This is a genomic window from Actinoallomurus iriomotensis (genome assembly GCF_030269445.1).
Lineage (GTDB): Bacteria > Actinomycetota > Actinomycetes > Streptosporangiales > Streptosporangiaceae > Actinoallomurus > Actinoallomurus iriomotensis.
Genome location: NZ_BSTJ01000003.1, coordinates 452,994 through 473,102 on the forward strand (window position 1 = coordinate 452,994; position 20,109 = coordinate 473,102).

At 71.2% G+C, this 20,109-nt stretch carries 20 protein-coding genes; 13 read left to right on the forward strand and 7 right to left on the reverse strand.

Going from position 1 to position 20,109, the window contains the following annotated elements:
• Nucleotides 1-38 precede the first annotated feature (38 nt).
• Nucleotides 39-566, reverse strand: coding sequence for a gamma carbonic anhydrase family protein (locus QSK37_RS15185; RefSeq protein WP_285620878.1), 528 nt, complete (start codon nt 564-566; stop codon nt 39-41).
• A 262-nt stretch (nt 567-828) separates the two neighbouring features.
• Between QSK37_RS15185 and QSK37_RS15190 the strand changes: the two genes are divergently transcribed.
• Both QSK37_RS15190 and def read left to right on the forward strand, forming a co-directional pair.
• On the forward strand, nt 829-1,782 hold the full coding sequence (locus QSK37_RS15190; RefSeq protein WP_285620880.1) for a DivIVA domain-containing protein: 954 nt from the start codon (nt 829-831) through the stop codon (nt 1,780-1,782).
• A 91-nt stretch (nt 1,783-1,873) separates the two neighbouring features.
• Complete coding sequence (gene def / locus QSK37_RS15195; protein ID WP_285620883.1) at nt 1,874-2,416, forward strand: peptide deformylase; 543 nt, start codon at nt 1,874-1,876, stop codon at nt 2,414-2,416.
• Nucleotides 2,417-2,419: 3 nt separating this feature from the next.
• On the opposite strand, the gene arfB is transcribed toward def, so the two are convergent.
• Nucleotides 2,420-2,848 (reverse strand): alternative ribosome rescue aminoacyl-tRNA hydrolase ArfB, encoded by a 429-nt coding sequence (gene arfB / locus QSK37_RS15200; RefSeq protein WP_285568109.1) that lies wholly within the window; start codon nt 2,846-2,848, stop codon nt 2,420-2,422.
• 98 nt (nt 2,849-2,946) lie between these two features.
• On the opposite strand from arfB, the gene QSK37_RS15205 reads away from it, so the two are divergent.
• Nucleotides 2,947-3,750, forward strand: a complete 804-nt coding sequence (locus tag QSK37_RS15205; protein ID WP_285620885.1) for an oxygenase MpaB family protein — start codon at nt 2,947-2,949, stop codon at nt 3,748-3,750.
• A 37-nt stretch (nt 3,751-3,787) separates the two neighbouring features.
• On the opposite strand, the gene QSK37_RS15210 is transcribed toward QSK37_RS15205, so the two are convergent.
• From QSK37_RS15210 to QSK37_RS15220, 3 genes are read right to left on the reverse strand one after another with little or no spacing between them, the layout of a single operon-like run.
• A complete protein-coding gene (locus tag QSK37_RS15210; protein WP_285620887.1) occupies nt 3,788-4,552 on the reverse strand; it encodes a crotonase/enoyl-CoA hydratase family protein in 765 nt (254 codons plus the stop codon).
• Nucleotides 4,553-4,562: 10 nt separating this feature from the next.
• On the reverse strand, nt 4,563-5,336 hold the full coding sequence (locus QSK37_RS15215) for an SDR family NAD(P)-dependent oxidoreductase (protein WP_285568102.1): 774 nt from the start codon (nt 5,334-5,336) through the stop codon (nt 4,563-4,565).
• Between the two features lie 57 nt (nt 5,337-5,393).
• Nucleotides 5,394-5,849 carry a hypothetical protein gene (locus tag QSK37_RS15220; protein ID WP_285620890.1) on the reverse strand — a complete coding sequence of 152 codons (456 nt, stop codon included), beginning with the start codon at nt 5,847-5,849 and terminating at the stop codon, nt 5,394-5,396.
• Nucleotides 5,850-5,880: 31 nt separating this feature from the next.
• Between QSK37_RS15220 and QSK37_RS15225 the strand changes: the two genes are divergently transcribed.
• Entirely contained in the window at nt 5,881-6,561 is a 681-nt protein-coding gene (locus tag QSK37_RS15225; protein WP_285568098.1) for a response regulator transcription factor, read from the forward strand.
• Between the two features lie 18 nt (nt 6,562-6,579).
• Nucleotides 6,580-7,869 carry a HAMP domain-containing sensor histidine kinase gene (locus tag QSK37_RS15230; RefSeq protein WP_285620891.1) on the forward strand — a complete coding sequence of 430 codons (1,290 nt, stop codon included), beginning with the start codon at nt 6,580-6,582 and terminating at the stop codon, nt 7,867-7,869.
• A 311-nt stretch (nt 7,870-8,180) separates the two neighbouring features.
• On the opposite strand, the gene QSK37_RS15235 is transcribed toward QSK37_RS15230, so the two are convergent.
• Complete coding sequence (locus tag QSK37_RS15235) at nt 8,181-9,566, reverse strand: NsdA family TPR-like regulatory protein (protein WP_285620893.1); 1,386 nt, start codon at nt 9,564-9,566, stop codon at nt 8,181-8,183.
• Nucleotides 9,567-9,790: 224 nt separating this feature from the next.
• On the opposite strand from QSK37_RS15235, the gene QSK37_RS15240 reads away from it, so the two are divergent.
• Genes QSK37_RS15240 through QSK37_RS15255 form a run of 4 tightly spaced genes read left to right on the forward strand, consistent with a single transcriptional unit; the run spans nt 9,791 to nt 15,591 of the window.
• Complete coding sequence (locus QSK37_RS15240) at nt 9,791-12,109, forward strand: MMPL family transporter (protein WP_285620896.1); 2,319 nt, start codon at nt 9,791-9,793, stop codon at nt 12,107-12,109.
• A gap of 4 nt (nt 12,110-12,113) precedes the next feature.
• Nucleotides 12,114-13,463: a WS/DGAT domain-containing protein gene (locus tag QSK37_RS15245; protein ID WP_285620899.1), complete on the forward strand. Its 1,350-nt coding sequence runs from the start codon at nt 12,114-12,116 to the stop codon at nt 13,461-13,463.
• An 8-nt stretch (nt 13,464-13,471) separates the two neighbouring features.
• Nucleotides 13,472-14,452, forward strand: a complete 981-nt coding sequence (locus QSK37_RS15250) for an AurF N-oxygenase family protein (RefSeq protein WP_285620902.1) — start codon at nt 13,472-13,474, stop codon at nt 14,450-14,452.
• Nucleotides 14,449-15,591, forward strand: coding sequence for an SDR family oxidoreductase (locus QSK37_RS15255; RefSeq protein WP_285620905.1), 1,143 nt, complete (start codon nt 14,449-14,451; stop codon nt 15,589-15,591). The genes QSK37_RS15250 and QSK37_RS15255 overlap by 4 nt, the downstream gene beginning before the upstream one ends.
• Before the next feature lie 43 nt (nt 15,592-15,634).
• On the opposite strand, the gene QSK37_RS15260 is transcribed toward QSK37_RS15255, so the two are convergent.
• Nucleotides 15,635-16,603, reverse strand: a complete 969-nt coding sequence (locus QSK37_RS15260) for an RNA-guided endonuclease InsQ/TnpB family protein (protein ID WP_285620907.1) — start codon at nt 16,601-16,603, stop codon at nt 15,635-15,637.
• A gap of 92 nt (nt 16,604-16,695) precedes the next feature.
• Between QSK37_RS15260 and QSK37_RS15265 the strand changes: the two genes are divergently transcribed.
• The 4 genes from QSK37_RS15265 to QSK37_RS15280 all read left to right on the forward strand — a co-directional run bounded on the left by QSK37_RS15265 (nt 16,696) and on the right by QSK37_RS15280 (nt 19,785).
• The gene (locus tag QSK37_RS15265; RefSeq protein WP_285620910.1) at nt 16,696-17,010 is read left to right on the forward strand and encodes an acyl carrier protein; all 315 of its coding nucleotides are present in this window, start codon (nt 16,696-16,698) and stop codon (nt 17,008-17,010) included.
• A complete protein-coding gene (locus QSK37_RS15270; RefSeq protein WP_285620913.1) occupies nt 17,007-18,227 on the forward strand; it encodes a beta-ketoacyl-[acyl-carrier-protein] synthase family protein in 1,221 nt (406 codons plus the stop codon). The genes QSK37_RS15265 and QSK37_RS15270 overlap by 4 nt, the downstream gene beginning before the upstream one ends.
• A gap of 55 nt (nt 18,228-18,282) precedes the next feature.
• Nucleotides 18,283-19,062 carry an enoyl-ACP reductase FabI gene (gene fabI / locus QSK37_RS15275; RefSeq protein WP_285620916.1) on the forward strand — a complete coding sequence of 260 codons (780 nt, stop codon included), beginning with the start codon at nt 18,283-18,285 and terminating at the stop codon, nt 19,060-19,062.
• A gap of 117 nt (nt 19,063-19,179) precedes the next feature.
• Nucleotides 19,180-19,785, forward strand: coding sequence for a hypothetical protein (locus QSK37_RS15280; protein WP_285620918.1), 606 nt, complete (start codon nt 19,180-19,182; stop codon nt 19,783-19,785).
• Nucleotides 19,786-20,109: the final 324 nt, after the last annotated feature.

Consider the following 20,109-nt stretch of genomic DNA (forward strand, 5'->3'; position numbering starts at 1 on the left):
AAACGGACCACCAGCGTGAAGGCGATCACGAGCAAAACTCAGATCCAGCGCGCCCCGCGGTGGAGCCGGGCCTTCTCGACGTACGCGCCGGGCGTGTAGGCGAGCACGGCACGGTCGTCGTCGGTCAGCTCCCGTACGACCTTGCCTGGTACGCCGGCGACGAGGACCCCGGCGGGGATGGTCTTTCCGGGGGGTACGACCGCGCCCGCGGCGACCAGCGAGCCGGCGCCGATCCGCGCGCCGCCGAGCACGATCGCGCCGATTCCGATGAGCGACCCGGTCTCGATGTGCGCGCCGTGCACCATCGCCTTGTGCCCGAGGCTCACCCGGTCTTCGAGCACCGCGGGCTCGCCGGGGTCGGCGTGCAGGCAGGACAGGTCCTGGATGTTGCACTCCTCGCCGACGACGATCTCCTCGTCCTCGCCGCGCAGCACCGAGCCGTACCAGACGTTGGCGCGCGCCCCGAGCGTCACGCGGCCGACGACGACCGCGCCGGGCGCGACCCACGCCTCCGGGTGGATCTTCGGTTCGTGTTCGCCGAGCGCACCAAGGAAGAAGTCAGCCACGATCGACGAGTCTAGAAGCGACCGGGGAAGGCCCGGCGGTCCACCCCCGGCGGCGGACGGCGCAGCGGTTCGACCGAAACATTGCCTGCGGATGGACGAGTTCTTCCACCTGAAACGGTCATTTGGCGATATAAATCGTCTGCAAACTCCCGCCGCGCGACAACGGAGTGTCACCGATTCTTACCAGACGCCGCGTTCCCCTTGCGCGAAGGGATAGAAGCGTCGAGAGTCGTCCGAGACCTACCTTCAACCCCTTGGGCCTATGAGCAACGAAGCCGAGATCCTGCCAAACCTCCTCCGGGAGGAGTCGTTCGAGATCGTCATGCGCGGCTACAACCGCCGCCAGGTCGACGAATACATCGCCCGCACTCGTAACCAGATCCGCGAGCTCGAAGCACGGCTGTCCCGGGCCCTCGACGAGGTCGAGCGCACCCGCCGCGAGATGGCCGAGGTCCGCGAGAGCCGCCGGCCCACCGGTGACGACCTCAGCGAACGCCTGCGCCAGATCATCAACCTGGCGGAGGAAGAGGCTCAGTCGAAGCTGGGTGACGCCGACCAGAAGGTCAACCAGATCCGCCAGGACGCCGAGAGAGAGGCCAAGCGCGTCGTCGACGAGGCCCAGGGCAAGTCCGAGCGGACCATCGCCCAGGCGCAGGACAACGCCAACCACATGATGACGGCGGCCAAGCAGGAGGCCGAGCGGATCCGGTCGAGCGCCAAGCAGGAGGCCGACAAGCTGCTCCTCGACACCCGCAACGAGGCCGAGCGCACCCTGACGAGCGCCGAGCGCCGCTCGTCGGCCATCAACGAGGACGCCACGGAGCGGCTGACCCAGCTGACCCGGCACCACTCGCAGGCGCTGGGACGGCTCAGCGAGATCAGTGAGACCCTCTCGGTGCTGCTGCGCGCGGAGGAGAACGCCGGCCCGCTGGAGAAGATGGTCGAGGAGATCGCGCAGGCTCCCCGCCGCGACCGGCAGGAGCGCCCGGACCAGCAGCCCGACGCCCCCCGCGCCCAGGCTCAGGCCCAGGCACAGGGACAGGGACAGGGACAGGGACAGCACCCCCAGCCTCCGCAGCCGTCGTTCCCGCCGCCCGCACCGCCGCAGGCGCAGCCACACGGCCAGCCGCAGGGCGCGCACGCGATGCCGCAGGCTCCCCCGCCGGAGCCGCCGCACGTGCTCCCGATGCCGCCGGCCGGCGAGCCGGCCGAGTGAACGACCCCGACATCACCTCGGTGGCCGCCCGGCCGCCGGGGTGATCGCTTGTTCGGCGTTCGCGCCCCGGGCGCACTAGAGTCTTGGTTCCGTGGGAGCTGAACGACGTCGCCGCCCGGGCGCGGGCACGGTGCGCCCGATCCGCTACATGGGCGATCCCGTGCTACGCGCCGAGTGTGACAAGGTCACGACATTCGACGCCGACCTGAAGCGGCTGATCGACGACATGTTCGCCTCGATGTACGCCGCCGACGGCGCCGGTCTCGCGGCGAACCAGATCGGGGTGTCGCTCCAGGTCTTCGTCTACGACTGCGCCGACGACACCGGACGGCGGCACGTCGGGCACGTGGTCAACCCCACGCTCGTCACCGCCGACGGCGACCTGCTCGACGAGGATGAGGGCTGCCTGTCGCTGCCCGGCCTGCGGTTCGCCACCCCGCGGCACGCGCACGCCGTGGTCGAGGGCGTGGACCTGACGGGCGAGCCGCTGCGGATCGAGGGCACCGGCTACTTCGCACGCTGCCTCCAGCACGAGTCCGGCCACCTCAAGGGCCAGCTGTACGTCGACACGCTCAAGGGCGCCACCCGCAAGGAGGCGCTGCGCGCCGTACGCCAGGCCACCTGGAACTCTTGAGACTCAGTCGTCGAAGCGGCCTGAGCGGCCGCGTTTGAGGTCGCCTCGGCGGCGTTTGTTCTCCAGGCGGCGGGCCTGTACCCGGCGACTCGGCTTGGTCGGGCGGCGGGTCTTCGGCGGCGGGGCGGTCGCCTCGGTGAGCAGCGCCGCCAGCCGTAGCTTGGCCGCCTCGCGGTTGCGCAGCTGCGAGCGGTGCTCCTCCGCGCGGACCGTGAGCACTCCGCCCACCAGCCGGCCGCGGAGGCGGTCCAGCGCTCGTTCCTTGTACGTCGGCGGCAGCGCGTCCGAGCCGGCCACGTTGAAGGACAGCTCGACGGCGGTGTCGCTCGTGTTGACGTGCTGCCCGCCCGGCCCCGACGAACGCGAGAAACGCCAGCTCAACTCGGAGTCGGGGATCACCACCGAGCCGCGCACACGTACTGGACCGGACATAGCGTCGATTATCCCCAGTCCGCGACCCGGATGTCGTCTGGTTTTACCGTCCCTGCACGCTCTGGCGACTCAAGCAAGTGGTTACTTACAATGGGGCCATGGACCCCGACGACGCCGGTCTCTTCCACGACGACGACCTGATCCGCGTGATCGGCCGTGAGGGGTTCCTCATCGCGGCCGGCGGCGCGGCCTCCCTGCTCCAGACCGCCCATCCGAAGATCGCCCAGGGCGTCTTCGACCACAGCTACACCGCCGAGGACCCACTCGGCCGCCTGCGCGGCACCATGCAGTGGGTGTACGCGGTCGGCTTCGGCACCCGTACCGAGGCCGAGCGGCTCAGCCGGATCGTGCGGAGCATGCACGACCGGGTCACCGGCCCCGGCTACACGGCCGGCGACCCGGAGCTTCAGGTGTGGGTGGCCGCGACGCTGTTCGCCACGGCCGTGCACGCGTACGAACTGCTCTTCCGCCGGCTCTCCGACGACGAGCGGGCGGCCTACTACGAGCAGACCAAGGTCTACGCGACCATCCTCGGCTGCCCGTACGCCATGATGCCGGCGACGTACCGGGACTTCCGGGAGTACTACGCCAAGACGCTCGCGTCCCTGGAGATCAGCGACGCCTCACGGGCCATCGCCCGGCAGGTGCTGCATCCGAGCCTGCGGGGCGGCGTGCTGAACGAGCCCGGCCTCGCCGCCATCCGCATCATCACCGTCGGGCTGATGCCCGAGCCGATCCGCCGCCAGTACGGCTGGCGCTGGGACCGGGCGCGGCGGGCCCGTTTCCGTCTCCTCATGGCCGCCCTGCGGCTCGCCTATCCACGCCTGCCGCTGCGCGTCCGCACCTTCCCGCGCGACTACTACCTGAGGGACCTGCGCCGGCGTATGTCGAAGAACGCCTGAGGGCGGCCCGGAAGGGACCGCCCTCAGGAAGTGAGAATTACTCGCCGGACCAGGACGGACGGCGCTTCTCCGCGAACGCGGCGGCGCCCTCCATCGCGTCCTTGGACCCGAACACCGGGTTGATGATCTCGCCCTGCTTCGCGAACTGCTCCGCGCCGTCCCAGTCGGGCGACTCGACGATGACGCGTTTGGTGGCCGCGAGGGCGAGGGGCGCGTTCTCAGCGATCCTGGCGGCCAGCTCGCGCGCCGCGGACAGGGCCTCGCCCGGCTCCGCGATCCGGTTGACCAGGCCGAGCTCGGCCAGGCGGGCCGCCGGATAGTGGTCGCCGCTCAGCGCGAGCTCCATGGCGGCGTGGTACGGGATCCGCCGCGGAAGGCGGAGCAGGCCGCCGGCGCCGGCGACGAGGCCGCGCTTGACCTCCGGGAGCCCGAACTTCGCCTCCGAGGACGCGACGATCAGGTCGCACGCCAGGGCCAGCTCGAACCCGCCCGCCAGGGCGTACCCCTCGACGGCGGCGATGATCGGTTTGGCCGGCGGGCGCTCGACGATGCCGCCGAAACCACGGCCCTCGGCGAGCGGGCTGTCCCCGGTCAGGAAGCCCTTGAGGTCCATGCCGGCGCTGAACGTGCCGCCCGCGCCGGTCAGCACCAGAACGGACACGTCCTTGCGCGCGTCGAGCTCGTCGAGCGCGCCCGCGATGCCCTTGGCGACCGCGCCGTTGACGGCGTTCCTGGCCTCGGGGCGGTTGATCGTGATGACGGCGACGCCGTCGCCGACCTCGGTCAGAACTGCATCCGACATGGCGCGGACCTCACTTGGGCTGGAAGCGGATACCGCCGTCGAAGCGGATGGTCTCGGCGTTGACGTAGTCGTTCTCGACCAGCGAGCGCACCAGGTGCGCGAACTCCGACGCCTTGCCCATGCGCTTAGGGAACACCACCGGCGCGGCGAGCTTCTTCTTGAACTCCTCGGCCTGCTCGCCCTGCCCGTAGATCGGCGTGTCGATGATGCCCGGGCAGATGGTGTTCACGCGGACGCCGATGGCGGCGAGGTCGCGCGCGGCGGGCACGGTCATGCCGATGATGCCGCCCTTGGAGGCGGAGTAGGCGACCTGCCCGGTCTGGCCCTCGAGACCGGCGACGGACGCGGTGTTGATGACCACGCCACGAGTGTTGAACTCGTCGAGCGGCTCGGTCTTGGCGATCGCCGCGGCGCCGAGGCGCATGCCGTTGAAGGTGCCGATGAGGTTCACCGCGATGACCTTCTGGTACGACGCGAGGTCGTGCGGCGAGCCGTCCCGGCCGACGGTCCGCGACGCCCACCCGATGCCGGCGCTGTTCACCACGACGCGCAGCGGCGCACCGGTGGCGACGGCGGCGTCGACGGCGGCCTGCACCTGGGCCTCGTCGGAGACGTCCACCTTGACGAACACTCCGCCGATCTCGTCGGCGATGGCCTTGCCGCGGTCCTCGTTGAGGTCGGCGATGACTACCTTCGCGCCATGTTCGGCCAGGTCGCGGGCGGTGGCCTCACCCAGCCCGCTCGCGCCGCCGGTGACGATGGCTGCAGCTCCGTTGACATCCATAAGCAGGAGGTTACCGGAGCCGACCGAACCGTATTCTGGTGACGTCGGTCACTTGGTTCAGCCGCCGAGGACGCGCACGTCCGGGGCGTGGCCGTTCCAGGTCGCGAACAGGCTGGAGGCCCGGAATCCCTTGGTGAAGTCGACCCGCAGCCAGCCGTCGCCGTGCCAGGTCCGCATCTCGTACCCGGGGTTCGGGGTGGCGGAGACGAGACGCGCCGTCGTCGCCGTCACCGACAGCACGACCTTGCCCCCGTGGACGACATAGGTACGGTCGCGCGGCGTCGGTGAGGCGCTCGGCGACGGCGTCGCGACGGTGGAGGAGTCGGCGGGCGGCGCGGCGCTCGCCGACGGCGGCGGACGCACCGGAGGCTGCTCGCCGACGAGGGGCCGGGCCGCCGGCGGTTCACCGAAGACCGCGTTGTGCAGCACCGGGCGGGCACCGAACCAGACGAGCAGCATGGCGAGCGTGGTCGCTCCGACCCAGACGGTCACATAGGTCATCACACGCCGCACGGGTGCCATGATGCCCCTTAGGCTACGGAATATGGCGAATGTACTAGTCGTCGAAGACGACCAGTTCGTACGCTCTGCACTCATTCGTGAGCTCACCGAGCGCTCCCACACCGTCCGCAGCGCGAGCACGGCACTCGACGCCCTGCGCGAGGTGTCGCAGGACGCGCCCGACGTCGTGGTCCTCGACCTGGGATTACCGGATCTGGACGGGGCCGAGGCGCTGAAGATGCTGCGCGCGGTCTCCGACGTCCCCGTAGTCGTGGCGACCGCCCGCGACGACGAGACCGAGATCGTACGGCTGCTCAACGCGGGCGCCGACGACTATCTCGTCAAGCCCTTCTCCCCCGAACACCTGATCGCCCGGCTGTCCGCCGTCCTGCGCCGTGCCCGTGGCCGGTCCGCTCCCCCGCGTACCTGCCAGGTGGGCGGGCTGCGCGTCGACCTCGAGGCGCGCGAGGCGTTCCTGGACGGCGCGCCGCTCGACCTGACCCGCCGCGAGTTCGACCTGCTCGCGCACCTGGCGTTCCGCGCCGGTCAGGTGGTGCCCCGGCGTGAGCTGCTCACCGAGGTCTGGCGCCAGTCGTACGGCGACGACCAGACGATCGACGTCCACCTGTCGTGGCTGCGCCGCAAGCTCGGCGAGACCGCGTCCCAGCCCCGCTACCTGCACACCGTCCGTGGTGTCGGCGTGAAGCTGCTGCCGCCCGGATGAGCCCGTGACGAGTATCGGATGAGACGGTCACTCGCGCTGGTGTCGGCCGCCGTCACGTCGATGGTCGCGCTCGCCTTCCTCGTACCGCTCGGGCTCATGGTGCGGGAGATCGCCCGCGACCGCGCGCTCGCCGACGCCGAACGGCAGGCGGGCTCGCTCGCCCCCGCGCTGGCCATCTCCACGGACCGTGCCGCGGTCGAACGCGCGGTCGCGAGCATCCAGGCCGGAGAGGCCGGCCGGGTGGCCGTGCACCTGCCCGGCCGCCCCACCATCGGCACCACGCACGCGCACCTGGTGGACCTGCAGACCGCCATGGCGCGGGGGCGGTCGTTCTCGGCGCGCGCGGCCGGCGGGTACGTGCTGCTCCAGCCGGTCGCCCTGGACCACGGCCGTACGACGGTGGTCGAGGTGTACCTGCCGAAGGAGGACCTGACACGCGGGGTGCGATCGGCCTGGATCGTGCTCAGCGGCGTGGCGGCCGCGCTCGTCGTCGGGTCCGTCGTGGTCGCCGACCGCCTGGCCGCCCGCGTCGTCGGCTCGGCGCGCATCCTCGCCAAGGCGGCCACCATCCTCGGCGGCGGAGACCTGCGGACCCGGATCGACCCGCAGGGGCCACCCGAGCTGCGTGAGGCGGGCCGCGCCTTCAACACCATGGCCGACCGGGTCGAGGCGCTGCTCGCCGCCGAACGCGAGCTGGTCGCCGACCTGTCCCACCGGCTGCGCACCCCGCTCACCGCGATGCGCCTGAACGCCGCCGCCCTCGGCGACGAGCCGGCGGCCGAGCAGACCCGCCTCGCGGTGCAGCGCCTGGAGGAGGAGGTGGACCGGATCATCGGCGCGGCGCGTAGGCCGAAGCAGCAGCGCGCGCTGTGCGACGCCGCCGAGGTCCTGCGCGACCGGATGGCCTTCTGGTCGGCCCTGGCCGAGGACCAGAACCGCGACTGCGACCTGGTCGGCGCCGAGCACCCGGTCCCGGTCCCGGTCGCCCGGACCGAGCTCAGCGCCGTGCTGGACTCCCTGCTCGGCAACGTGTTCCGCCACACGCCGCAGGGCACGGCGTTCGTGGTGACGCTGTACGAGGGCGTCGGCCGGGTCGCCATCCTCGTCGCCGACGCCGGCCCGGGGATCGACGACTCCGACACGGCCCTGCGCCGGGGCGCCAGCGGCGGCGGCTCCACCGGGCTCGGCCTCGACATCGCCCGCCGCATGGCCAACGCGGCGGGCGGTGACGTGCGCATCGACCGCTCGACACTCGGCGGCGCCCAGATCCAGGTCTGGCTCCCGGCGGCGGGCGCGCGACGGCGGTGAGCCCGATCTCTCGCTTAGGTCCTCCTTAAGGGACGCTTAAGCACGCGGGCGAAGGCCGCCGACGGCCCTAACGTGAAGACCGTTCACAAGGGCGTTCACATCCGGGGAGGTGCGTCGGCGATGAACTCCCCCCAGGGCAACGCTCACCCGCCAGAGCGTTCGCCGCGTCATCGCCGACGCACCTCACAGTGACCCCCTCCGGGCCGTACGCGATCCCTCGCCGGCTTCCGAGCCAACCCGGATACCGCCCCCGGGGCGGGCCGTGCGCTGACCCACGCACGGCCCGCCCCCTTTAACGCCCGCTCGTGAGGTCACGCGATGATCGCCGGGTCGGCGGTGCCGTAGAAGTCGAAGAACTCACGGGCGGCTTGGCAGGATCGGTGGCCGGCCAGCGCCATGGCGAGGCGGGTGAGATCCGATCGGACCCGTTCCGAGCGGAGGCCGCGGGAGAGCGTTAAGGCCTGCGTCGCGGTGTGGCATGCCTGCTCCACCTCTCCGGCGAGCAGGTGGGCGTGGGCGATCCGGATGAGGTAGATCGCGTGGTCGCGCGGGAAGTCCTCGGCGGAGTGTCCCTTGCGCAGTGCCGCGTCGAAGGAGTCCAGTGCCTCATGCGGTCGGCCGAGGCTGAGCGCCGAGGACGCCGCGAGCATCTCCAACTCGCTCTCGGTCATCCAGTAGAGCCACGCCGGGTCGTCGTCGTGCGGTCCGAGCGCGTACTGCCGGCGAGCCTCGTCGAGGTCGCGAAGGCACGCGGTGAGCCCGTGGGAGGTCCTGGAGTGGGCCCGGGCCCTGCGGCTGTAGAGCATCGCCCGTAGCCGAGGCGTGGCATGCCCCTCGCAACGGTCCAACGCGACGCTGACGAGCTTCACGGCGTCGTCGGCGTCACCCTCCGAGTAGGCCTGGATGGCCATGAACGCGAGTGCGTTGGCTCCGGCCATCGCGTCACCGGCCATGGCCGACGCGCGCAGCGCCGTCACGTAATAGGACTGGGCGGCCGAATGCAGGCCTGAGTCGAAAAACAACCACCCACAGATCCTGGCCGCTTCGCCGAGCGCCGAAAAAAGGCAGCGCCCCGTCGCGTCGTCGTAGGCGGCATCGCGGGCGATGGAACTGAGCACCTCGAAATTCGCCAACGCGATGCGCCGGGTCATCTCTCCACCGAGAACGTCGTCGAGGCGACCTATCCGGAAAAGCGGTTCGGCGAATGTGCCGATCATGTCCCGGGTGACACGCCCCCTTCCCGCCCGGATCACGCGGATGGGCTCCGACAGCGCGACGGACCATTCGCCGACGATCGCGTCGAGGGTGGAGCCGGCGGCCCACGGCGACTGTCGGCGGTCGGACGGCCGGGCCTGCGCCGGGCCTGGGAGCGAGCCGAGCGTGCCGTCCAGGTTCCACGGCGCCCGCAGCAGCGCCCGGTCGGCGGGAAAGGCCAGCAACAGCCAGGAGGGCCAGCCCAGGTCGTACACGGCGTCCTCCGGGACACCGTGGAGATCGGCCATGGCGAGCTGGGCCGAAAGCTGAGGCGTGGAGGCACCGGACTCCCAGCGTATGACCTTCTCCCTCCGTATCGCCATCGCGCCGAATCCGAGGGCCTGGTGCCGGCGATTCACCTGGTTGAGGTATTCCACGGCGGACAATCCACCCAACGCGGCACGGAGCGCGGTCAGCGAGTGACGGTAGGTGGGATCGACCATGTCACAGGGCTCCCTTCAGCCACAACGATTCGACGACATCACATTATGTCACCACAAGCATCCCCACCGTAACGAGGCAACGCTACGCAACATCTGTCTTGTGGATTTTTATTTCGCGTCATGCTGACATGTTGTTCGTTGGCCGGATATTCGCACCGGTAGCGGAAAACGACACCGCCCACTTCTTTCACGTTTCGCGTGCGCCGGGAAAGGTAATCGACTGAATGAAAGAGTCACAACCCAGGACGGCGGACCGCTCCCACTTCACGCATTCGGCGCTGTTCCGCTGCGGCGTGGCGGCCGCGGAGAACCGGTGGGCGGTCCTTTCCATCTGGGGATTTCTCGCCCTGGCCGCACTCGCGCTGTTGCCCTCGCTGCTGCACTCGCTCGGCTCGCCTCCGCTCAGCGTCCGCGGCGCCGAGTCCGCCCGTACGACCAAGGCGCTCCAGCGGGACATGCCGGTGCTGGGCACCGAGCAGTTACTGCTCGTCTTCCACTCCGACCGGCTGACGGCCGGCGAACCGATCTACCGGTCGACGGTGGACGGCACCCAGGAGACGCTGATGAGGCAGCCCGGTGTGATCATCACCAAGGCGTTCCCGGCCGCCGGCGGCGACGTCTCGGCTCCTCATCCGATCGGCCTGTTCGAGGTACGCGGGCTGTCCTACCGGGATCCCCACAACAGCTACGTGTTCGTCTCGACGTACGGCGACGACCGGGAGCGACTCGCCCGCTACCCGGCACAGCGGGCGGCGGTGGAGCGGGCGGCCCGGCAGGCCTCGGGCGGCCGCGTCTCGGCCTTCCTGGTCGGTGAGACTCCGGCGAACGCCGATGTCAGGACGCTGGAGATCTCCTCCGTCCGCGTCGTCGAGGGCGTGGCCATCGTCCTGTCGTTCCTCGTGCTGTGGATCGGGCTGGGCGCCCTGGGCGCCGCCGCCCTGACTCTGGTGCTGTCCGCGGCGACGATCCTCACGGCCCTCGGCGTCATTCGTGTCCTGGACCAGGTGACGACGTTCGACGTCTTCGTGCTGACGGCGGTGTCGGTCGTCGGCCTGGGGATCGGCATCGACTACGCACTGCTCATCGTCAGCCGCTTCCGGGAGGAGATCGCGGCCGCACCGGCGGCACGGCGTGGCGGTGCCGACTGCGCACGAGCGGCGGGCATCGCGGTCGCGACGGCAGGCCGCACCGTCGTGTACTCGGCGGTGATCGTGGCGGCCGCGGCGGCGAGCCTGTTCATCGTCAAGGTGTCGATCTTCGCCGAACTCGCGCTGGCGACCCTCATCGTGATCGTCGTGGCGCTGGCGGGCTCGGTCACCCTGCTGCCCGCCGCCCTGTCCGTCCGCCCCGGCCTGCTCGACGCCGGCACGCTGCCGTGGCGGCGCGGGCGGCCGTACGAGGCCACATTCTCCGACGACGGGCGCTGGGCCCGCTGGGCCGGACACCTCATGCGGCGCCCGTGGCCGTATCTGATCGTCATCACGGCGCTACTGCTGCTCTGCGCCGCCCCCGCGCTCCGGTTGAGACTGGGGGCCGACCTCCAGCGGAGCGCGCTCTCGCGGACCCCGACCGGCACCGGGATCGCCGTGCTGGAGGCGGACTCCTTCGCCGGGGCGGAGGGCACGCTCATCGTCGATGTCCGGCGTCCCCCGGGCGGGCCGGCCCCCGACGTGACCCGGCTGGCGGCCGCCCTCGAACGCGACCGGCAGGTCGATGCCGTCGCCGTGGGCGGTACCCGCTTCGCCTCGGTCCTGCTGGTCGTCCCCCGGGAGGCTCCCGACTCGCCGCGCACGGCGGCCCTCGTACGGCGCGTCCGCGGTGAGATCGCGCCGGCGAACGTGCCGCGCTCGTCTTCCGTGCTGGTCGGCGGCGTCAGCGCCCTGCTCGTCGACGCCCACGACGAGCTCGTGCGAAAACTGTGGTGGGTGCTGGCGTTGGTCCTGGTGTCGACGTTGCTGATCTTCGCCGCTCTGATGCGGAGCGTGCTGATCCCGCTGAAAGCGGTGGTCATGAACCTGCTGACCTGCGGCAGCACGCTCGGCCTCCTCGTCGTGACATTCCAGTTCGGGATGGGTGAGCGTGTGCTGGGCTTCCACGGCGACGGGATCATCCAGGTCTATCTGCCTCTCCTGCTGTTCGCGATCGTGTTCGGGCTCTCGACCGACTACGAGGTCTTCCTGGTCCGCCGTATTCAGGAGATCCATCGCCGCACGGGGGACAACACGGCGTCGGTCGCCGCCGGCGTACAGCGCACCGCCCGGCCCATCTTCGTCGCCGCGGCCGTCCTGGTCGCCGTGTGCGTCGCACTGCTGCCGTCGCCCGTGGTGGAGCTCAAGGAGTTCGGCTTCGCGCTGCTGGTCGCCATCGTGATCGACGCGACGATCGTCCGTCTGGTCCTGGTCCCCGCGCTGATGCGCGTCCTCGGGCGCTGGAACTGGTGGTGGCCGCGTCCGCCGCGCACCGCACCGCCGGACCGCCCGCCGGTTCCGCCGCGGACGGTGGCGGCCGCCTCCCCGGAATCCCGATCACTGACCGAAAGGTGATGAGATGGCAAGCCGCGAGGTCCACGCGACCCGGGACAGGCTCCCGACCGGCCCCGTCCCGCCGCTGGGCCCGGTCGAACGCGCCTTCCTCGCCTATGACGCCGCCCACCCCCGGGTCAATCTGGCGATCGGCGGCCTGGCGCTGTTCGACGGGCCTGCACCCGCGATCGACGAGGTCCGCCGGTGGTTCGGGGAACGGCTGCCCTCGCTCCCCCGCCTCGGCAACGCGCCGACACCGGCCGGTCGCCGCCGGAACGCCTGGCTGCCGCTCGCCCCGCACACCCTCACGGCTTTGATCGGCGAGCGGGTCGTGGCTCCCGAGCAGGGCCGGATCGGCCTGATCTCGGCGGTCGACGACCTGCTGCGGGAGGGCGTCCGCGACGGCGGCCCCCTGTGGCGGGCCTGGTTGCTGCGCGGCCACGCGGAGAACGAGTTCGCGCTGCTGTACCTCGGGCATCACGCGCTGCACGACGGCATGTCCATCCCTCACCGGGTCGCGGGAAGTCTCCTGAGCCCCGACCCGCCGGGCCCGCCGCAGGGCGAGCACCGCACGCCACGGCACGGGCCGGCGCGGGCGAGGCCGGGCCTCGGGGAGATGACACGTGGCGGGGTCAACCTCGTGCGCGGCTTCTGGCCTCCCGCCCGACCGGTGACAGGCGGCGACCTCACCGGTGACCGCAGGCTCACCTGGACGTTCACCGACCTGAGCCTCCTGCGGCACGTCGCACACGAACACCGCACCACCGTCAACACGGTGTTCCTCGCCGCGCTCACCACGGTCCTCCGGGAGTGGCCCGGCTCGCCCTGGCACAACCTCTCGAACCCGGACAGACGACCGTGGGCCCTGGTTCCGATGAGCACCCGGAGCCGGCCCGGCGGCGGAGCGGTGGGCAACCGGTTCATCCCCTTCCGTGTCGGATTGCCGTGCGACGAATCCTCACCCGCACGGCAGCTGGCGATCCTGCACGCCGCCACCGAGCGAGGCAAGGGCGACGGCCGTACGGCGGCGGAGAGCCGGCTCGGCGCGACCATGCCGCGGTGGCTGGCCAGGCTGCTGGTCGAGGCGATCCAGAGTCCCCGGCACAGCCACCTGCTCGCCACGAACGTGCCCGGCCCGGACCGTGCGCTGGAGCTCGCCGGCAGACCCGTCACCGGGTTCGTTCCCGTGTCGTACCTGCCCGCCGGACAGCCTCTCGGCGTGGCGCTCACGACCTACCGGGAGCGGACGTGCGCCGCGTTCATCACCGACAGCGGCTGTCCCGACCCGGGGGACCTCGCCGACCGGTGGCTCCGCGCCGTACAGCGGCTCGTGCCGCCGGGGCGGCGCCCCCCATCACCCTCCACACAGCGATGAAAGGGGTCATGTTGACCCAGCCGCCACCGCCGACGCCCGGCACTCCGATCGTCGACGACCGCTCCTACACGCACGTCGTGGACCGGCTGTCCCGATCGTCGGTCCGCAAGAACTGGTCCCCCTACCGCGACATTCCCTGGGACGACCCGGAGTTCGACATCGATCCCGCCGACCCGCGGTGGCGGCTCCCCGACGCCGACCGGCTGAGCGCCACCCGCTGGTACCAGGGCCTGAGCCCGGCGGTACAGGCGCGGCTGGGCCTCTGGCGGGTGACCGCGATGATGCAGACCGGCGTGCAGTTCGAGAACGTCCTCAAACGAGGCCTGCTCACCTTCGCACGGCGCCTGCCGGCCGGCTCTCCCGCGTTCCGGTACGCGTACCACGAGGTCATCGAAGAGGCCAACCACGGCATGATGTTCCGGGAGTTCGCGACCCGCACGGGCCTGCCCGTCCCCGGCCTGCCGGCCGTCCGCGGAGTCCTCGCCGAGCTCGTGCCGCTCCTGCCGTGGCTGTCACCGGAGCTGTTCCTCATCTTCGCGCTGGCCGGTGAGGAGCCCATCGACCACGCTCAGCGCCAGGTGCTGCGGGAGGCCTCCCGCACGCACCCGCTCCAGGTGCGGATCATGAGAATCCACGTGGCGGAGGAGGCACGGCACCTGTCGTTCGCCCGGCATCACCTCCGGCACCGCGTTCCCCGGCTCGGCCGCCTTCACCGGACGCTCCTCGCGCTGGCGATGCCGGTGGTCGTCCGGATCGTCGCCGGGCTGGTCCTCGGCCCGCCGCGCTCGATGAACCGCGAGTTCGCCATCCCGCGCCGCGTCCGGGCCCAGGCCTACCGCGATCCGGCGTGGCGGGCGGAGTTCCGCGCGGCCGTGGCGGGCCCACGCCGCCTGGCCGTCGAGCTGGGACTGATGACGCCCGCCTGCACCCGGCTCTGGCGGCTGCTGGGCCTGAGCGACGCGGACCCGCGGAAGGAGGAGGCGCGATGACCGTCGTCGTCACCGGTGGCACCGGATTCACCGGCACGTACCTGCTGCGCTCGATGCTGTCACGTGATGTGGGCGACGTGGTCGTACTCAGCCGCGACGAACCCGGCAAGGCGCACGCCCGTCTCCTGTCCGCGCTCGAGGCTCTCGGCGCGCCGCCCCCCGTGTTGGACGCTGCACGCCGGCGGGTCAGCACCGTCCAGGCGGACATCGGACGTCCCGGGCTGGACCTTCCCGACGACCGGTTCCAGGCGCTGGCGGACTCGATGACCGAGCTCTGGCACTGCGCCGCCGACACGACCCTCCAGGCCGATCCGGCACGCCTGCGGCGGGCCAATCTCGACGGCACGCGGAACGTGCTCGCCCTGGCGGAGACCGCGGCACCCGGCACTCGTGTCCGTCACCTCAGCACCGCGTTCGTCGCCGGCCGCCGCCGGGAGGGGCTGATCCTGGAGGGCGACCTGGACGGCTCGGCGGGCTTCGAGAACGCGTACGAGCAGTCCAAGTACCACGCCGAGGTCGCGGTACGCGACTGGTCGTGCCGCACGGGCCGGCCCGTGCTCGTCCTGCGTCCCAGCCTCATGATCCCCGACGGTCCCGTCCCGGCGGGCGCACCGAGCCACCAGCTCGCTTCGCTGGTCAGCCTGCTGGTACGGATGCGCGCCGTACACCGGCGGCCGGGCGCGGCGCCGATGACGGTCCGGCTGCCGGGCCATCCCGACGCACGGCTCAACATGGTGCAGGTCGGCTACGCGGCCGAAGCGATGCTGGACGCGTCCGCGCGGATGGCCGCCCGGCCCGCCGAGGGCACCGTCACGACGCTGCACCTCGTGCATCCGCAGGACACTTCGGCCGAGCACCTGTGGCGGCTGGCGGCCGAACACGTTCCCGAGTTCCGCTTCACGCTCGGCCCTCCTCCGGCCGATCCGAACTTCTTCGAGCGCTTCGCGGCCAAGTACTTCCAGCCGTTCCTGCCGTTCGCCTGGCACCGGCGCTCCTATGACCGGTCCCGGCTGCTCTCCCTGCTTCCCGGCGGGCGCGAGCCGGGCCCGCCGAACCTCGACTTCCTGTTCGCCGATTTCCTCCCGACCCGGTTCGAACGGCGGCCGGTGGCCACGGCAGAAAGGCTCTCTCCTCGTTGACGTCCACCCCCGCCTGAAGGCGGGGGATTCCAACCCGATCCCCCTACACAGAGGAGAGAACAGGTTGAGGTTCGCGGTTCATGGCCCCGCCCAGCGGCTGGAGGGCTCCCCGCACGGGCGGTCGGTCGGGGTCGGTTGGTCGGGGCAGGCACGTCACCGCACGTCCTGCCGCGATGTTCTTGGCCGCGTTCACATCCGCGTGATCGACATGCCCGCAGGCGCGACAGCGGAAAACCGCTTGGCCCTCACGGCTGTCCGCTGCGCAATGCCCACAAACATGACAGGTCTGAGACGTATACGCCGGATTGATCTTCTCCACCCGGCCGACCGCTTTGTGCTCCAGACGCCTTGCCAGATGACCCCATCCGGCTGCGTGGATCGAACGGTTGAGTCCGGCTTTGGCCCGCACGTTCACACCCGGTGCGGCGATGGCGCCGCGTGCGGAACGGACCATATTGCCGATCTTCAAATCTTCGATGCGGATCAGGTCGAAGCGGCGGGCCAAATCGGTGGAGGTCTTCTCCACCCAGTCCTTGCGCCGATCGGTTTCGCGGGCTTTCAACCGGGCGATCGCGGTCTTGATGCGTTTGTGCCGGTTCGACCCACGCGCGGCGCGCGCCAGCCGGCGGATCCGAACCTCACCGACCTTGCGAGACAGCCGCCGAACGTCCCAGTGAGCGCCACGGCGGCCGACGATCCGGAACCCCTCGTGCACCCCCGCCTTACGCCACCTCGGACGCCGATGCATGCCGGCGAAGAAACGCGCCATGGCCTGAGCGAAATCCCGCAACGCCTGCTGCCGCACCGTCTGCGAACCCGCCGCCAACCACCCGAACTCTCTCCTGGCCTCGGTCAGCTGACGGGACTGTTCGGCATAACCCGGCACACTCACCCGCTCCGGCCGCCAGTGCAGGTGCTGTTCCACCGCGAGATTCCACACATACCGGGCATGCGCACAGTGCTCCAGCAACGCCGCCTCCTGAGCGGACGTGGGCCGAAGCCGAAATCGCATGCCACGACGCTAACCACCACCACCGACATTCTGAGGAGGGAGCGGCGTGCCCACCCCGGCCTGCAGGCCAGGGCCTCCACGCCGCACAGCCGATGAACCCCGTCTACGACCTCGTCTCCGAGCGCCTCGTCTCGTACTTCGGCGTGCCTGCCGACCTCGTACGGCCGGAGGCGACCATGGAAGACCTCGAGATCGACTCCCTCGTGCTCGCCGAAATCGCCGTCATCCTGGAGGACGAGTGTGGTTTCCGCGTGGAGGACGCCGTCGCCGGCGCCACCGTCGACATGACACTCGGCGAGATCGCGGCTCGGCTGGACCGGGAGCGCCTCCGCACCGAGTCCGGCAAGCCCGCCGAGTCCGGTGAGTCCGGCGAATGGCGGGCCGAAGCCGCGGAGCACGCCTCATGAACCGCGCCGAGATAGCGGTCACCGGGCTCGGCCTGGTCACACCCGCGGGAATCGGCGTGCCCGCGACGTGGGCGGGCCTCTGCGCCGGCCGGTCGACCGCCGCACGCGACGAGCGACTCGCCGGCCTCCCCGTGGACCTGTCGTGCCGCGTACCGGGATTCGATCCGGTCGCTCGGCTGGGACGGAGACTCATCTGGCGCATCGATCGGTTCACCCAGCTCGCCCTGGTCGCCGCCCGCGAGGCCGTGGCCGACGCGGGCCTCGATCCGACCGGTTGGGACGGCACACGTGTCGCCGTCGTCATCGGCTGCGGCGGAGGAGGGGACCACCTGACCGACGAGTACGAGAAGTTCCGCGCCCGTCGTATCCGGGCCATGTCGCCGCTGGCCATCCCCCGCACCGCCGCCAACATGGTGGCCGGCGAGATCGGCATGGACCTCCAGGCGCTGGGCCCCAACCTCGTCACCTCCACCGCCTGCGCGTCGGGTGCCACCGCCATCGGGGTGGCCCGCGACCTGCTGCGCGGCGGAGCGTGCGACGTGGCCATCGCCGGTGGCACGGAGTGCGCGTGCGTTCCGCTGGTGACGGCGATGTTCGCGCAGATGCGTGTGCTGTCCGATCGCCACGACGACCCGGCGACGGCCATCCGGCCCTTCGCCTCCGACCGGAACGGATTCGTCCTCTCCGAGGGAGCCGGGATCCTCATCCTCGAACGTGCCGCCGACGCGGCGGCTCGCGGCGCCTGCGCCCACGCCTACCTGGCCGGCTACGGCGCGACCGCCGACGGCTACCACCAGACCACGCCCGATCCGTCGGCGCAGGGGGTGACCAGAGCGATGCGCGAGGCTCTGCGCGACGCCGACATCGACCCGCGCGACGTGCACCACGTCAACGCCCACGGAACCGCGACGCCGCACAACGACCTGGCCGAGGCCCGCGCCCTGCACGCGGTGTTCCCCTCACCGCCGCCGGTCACCGCGACGAAGAGCATCATCGGGCACTCCATCGGCGGCGCCGGGGCGATCGAGGCGGCCTGCACCGTGCTCGCGCTGCGGCACCGGACGATTCCTCCCACCGCCAACCTCGACCGCCTCGACCCGGCCATCGACCTCGACGTCGTCACCGGGAGTCCTCGGCGACGGCCGATGGCGGCGGCGATGAGCAACTCTTTCGCCTTCGGCGGCCAGAACGCCGTCCTGGTCTTCCGCGCCGCCTGACGGCGGCCGCCCCTCCGTCCTCCACGCCGTACGTCCGAAAGGCCGGTGTCCTCCCTTGCCTGGAATCGTCGCGGGGAAGAGATTCCTCATCACCGGCGTCATCACCGACGCCTCGATCGCCTTCCACGTGGCCGCGCTCGCCCAGCGGGAGGGCGCGCGGGTCGTACTGACCGGCCACGGCCGGATCGGCCTGGTCGAACGGATCGCCAGACGGCTCCCCGAACCCGCGCCGGTGATCGAACTCGACGTCGCCGACACGCGGCATCTCGACTCGCTCACCGACCGGGTCGGCGAACATCTCGACGGCCCGCTCGACGGTCTCCTGCACTCGATCGCGTACGCCCCGCCGACCGCGCTCGGCGGCAACTTCCTCACCACGCCGTGGGAGGACGTGGCCACGACCCTGCGGGTGTCGGCCCACTCCCTGCACGCCCTCACCACGACGCTGCTGCCGGTGTTCGCACCCTCCGTGTCGGTCGTCGCCCTGGACTTCGACGCCGGTAAGGCGTCGCCGGGTTACGACTGGATGGGGGTGGCCAAGACGACGCTGGAGTCGTGCGCCCGTTACCTCGCCGCCTCGCTCGGCAGCCGGGGCGTACGGGTCAACCTCGTCGCGGCCGGGCCGCTGAACACCATGGCCTCGCGGGCCATCCCCGGCTTCGACGGACTCGGCACCTGGTGGGAGAACCGCGCGCCGCTCGGCTGGAGCACCAAGGACCACGCCAGTGTCGCCCGCGCATGCGTCGCGCTCATGTCCGACTGGCTCCCGGCCACCACCGGGGAAATCGTGCACGCCGACGGCGGCGCCCACGTCGTGGCGCAGGCGATCGGCTGAGCCCACCCGGGCGGCGGGCCGCTCGCCGCCCGCCCGGGGCAGGTCCCCGCACCCGAAGAGGAGGTGATCACACACCGCACGACCGGCCCACCCGATCAACGGATCAAGGAGGAAGACATGGATCCCACCGAAAACGTCGCCGCCGACGCAGGCGGCCGGCGGCGCACCCCGAACCGGCGCCTGCTCATCCGGCTCGGCGTTCCGGCCCTGGCGCTGGTCACGCTCGCATCGGCTTTCATGCTGCTCAGACCCACGCCCGCGCACGCCGCCGCGTCGGTCGAATGCGCCAACGCGAGCCTGACCACCGCCACGCTGAGCGCGACGTTCCCCCAGCCCGAGGGCGTCACCTGGACGGCCGGCGGAAAGCTGGGAAGCTGCACGGACGTCTCGGTCGGCAAGGGCGCCAAGGTCAAGGGCGGCTCGTGGAAGGCGTCGGGCCGCGCCACCGGCAGCTGCACGGCCGCCGATGTGACCGGTTCGGCCACCTTCACCTGGAACCTGGCCGACGGCGGCACCGCCACGAGCACGACCGGCGTCGAATCGGGCACGGTCGCCGCGTCCTCCGTTGGCGTCAGCCTCGGGAGTATCGACTCCGGCAAGTTCCACGGGGCGTCGATCGTCGTGGCCGGCTTCGAACCCACCATCGCATCGATCCTCTCCCGCTGCCCGATCGAACCGAACGACATCGTGGGCAGCAAGGGGACTCTCTCGATCATCGGTTAGCGACCGCGGGTGAACGCTCGACGAGCGCGATGACGGCTCTCCCTCGGCCGGTCAGGATGGCCGGCCGCGTTCCCGGGTCCAGCCCGGGGCGCGGCCGGCGTCGCGAACGGGGTGGCGTCAGCGCCACCCCTTTTTGGCGCGTTTGACCCAATAGGCGACCGTACGCCCGAACTGACGGCGCTCGACGTTCCCACAGGTCAGCGAACGGGCCATAACACTCCGCAATAGGACGATTACATAGCGGAACCGTCCGGGTGACGTAGGGCGGTTGCGTCAGCCGGGGGAGGGTTTTCCGCACCCCGCGCCCGACGATCGATGGTGTCA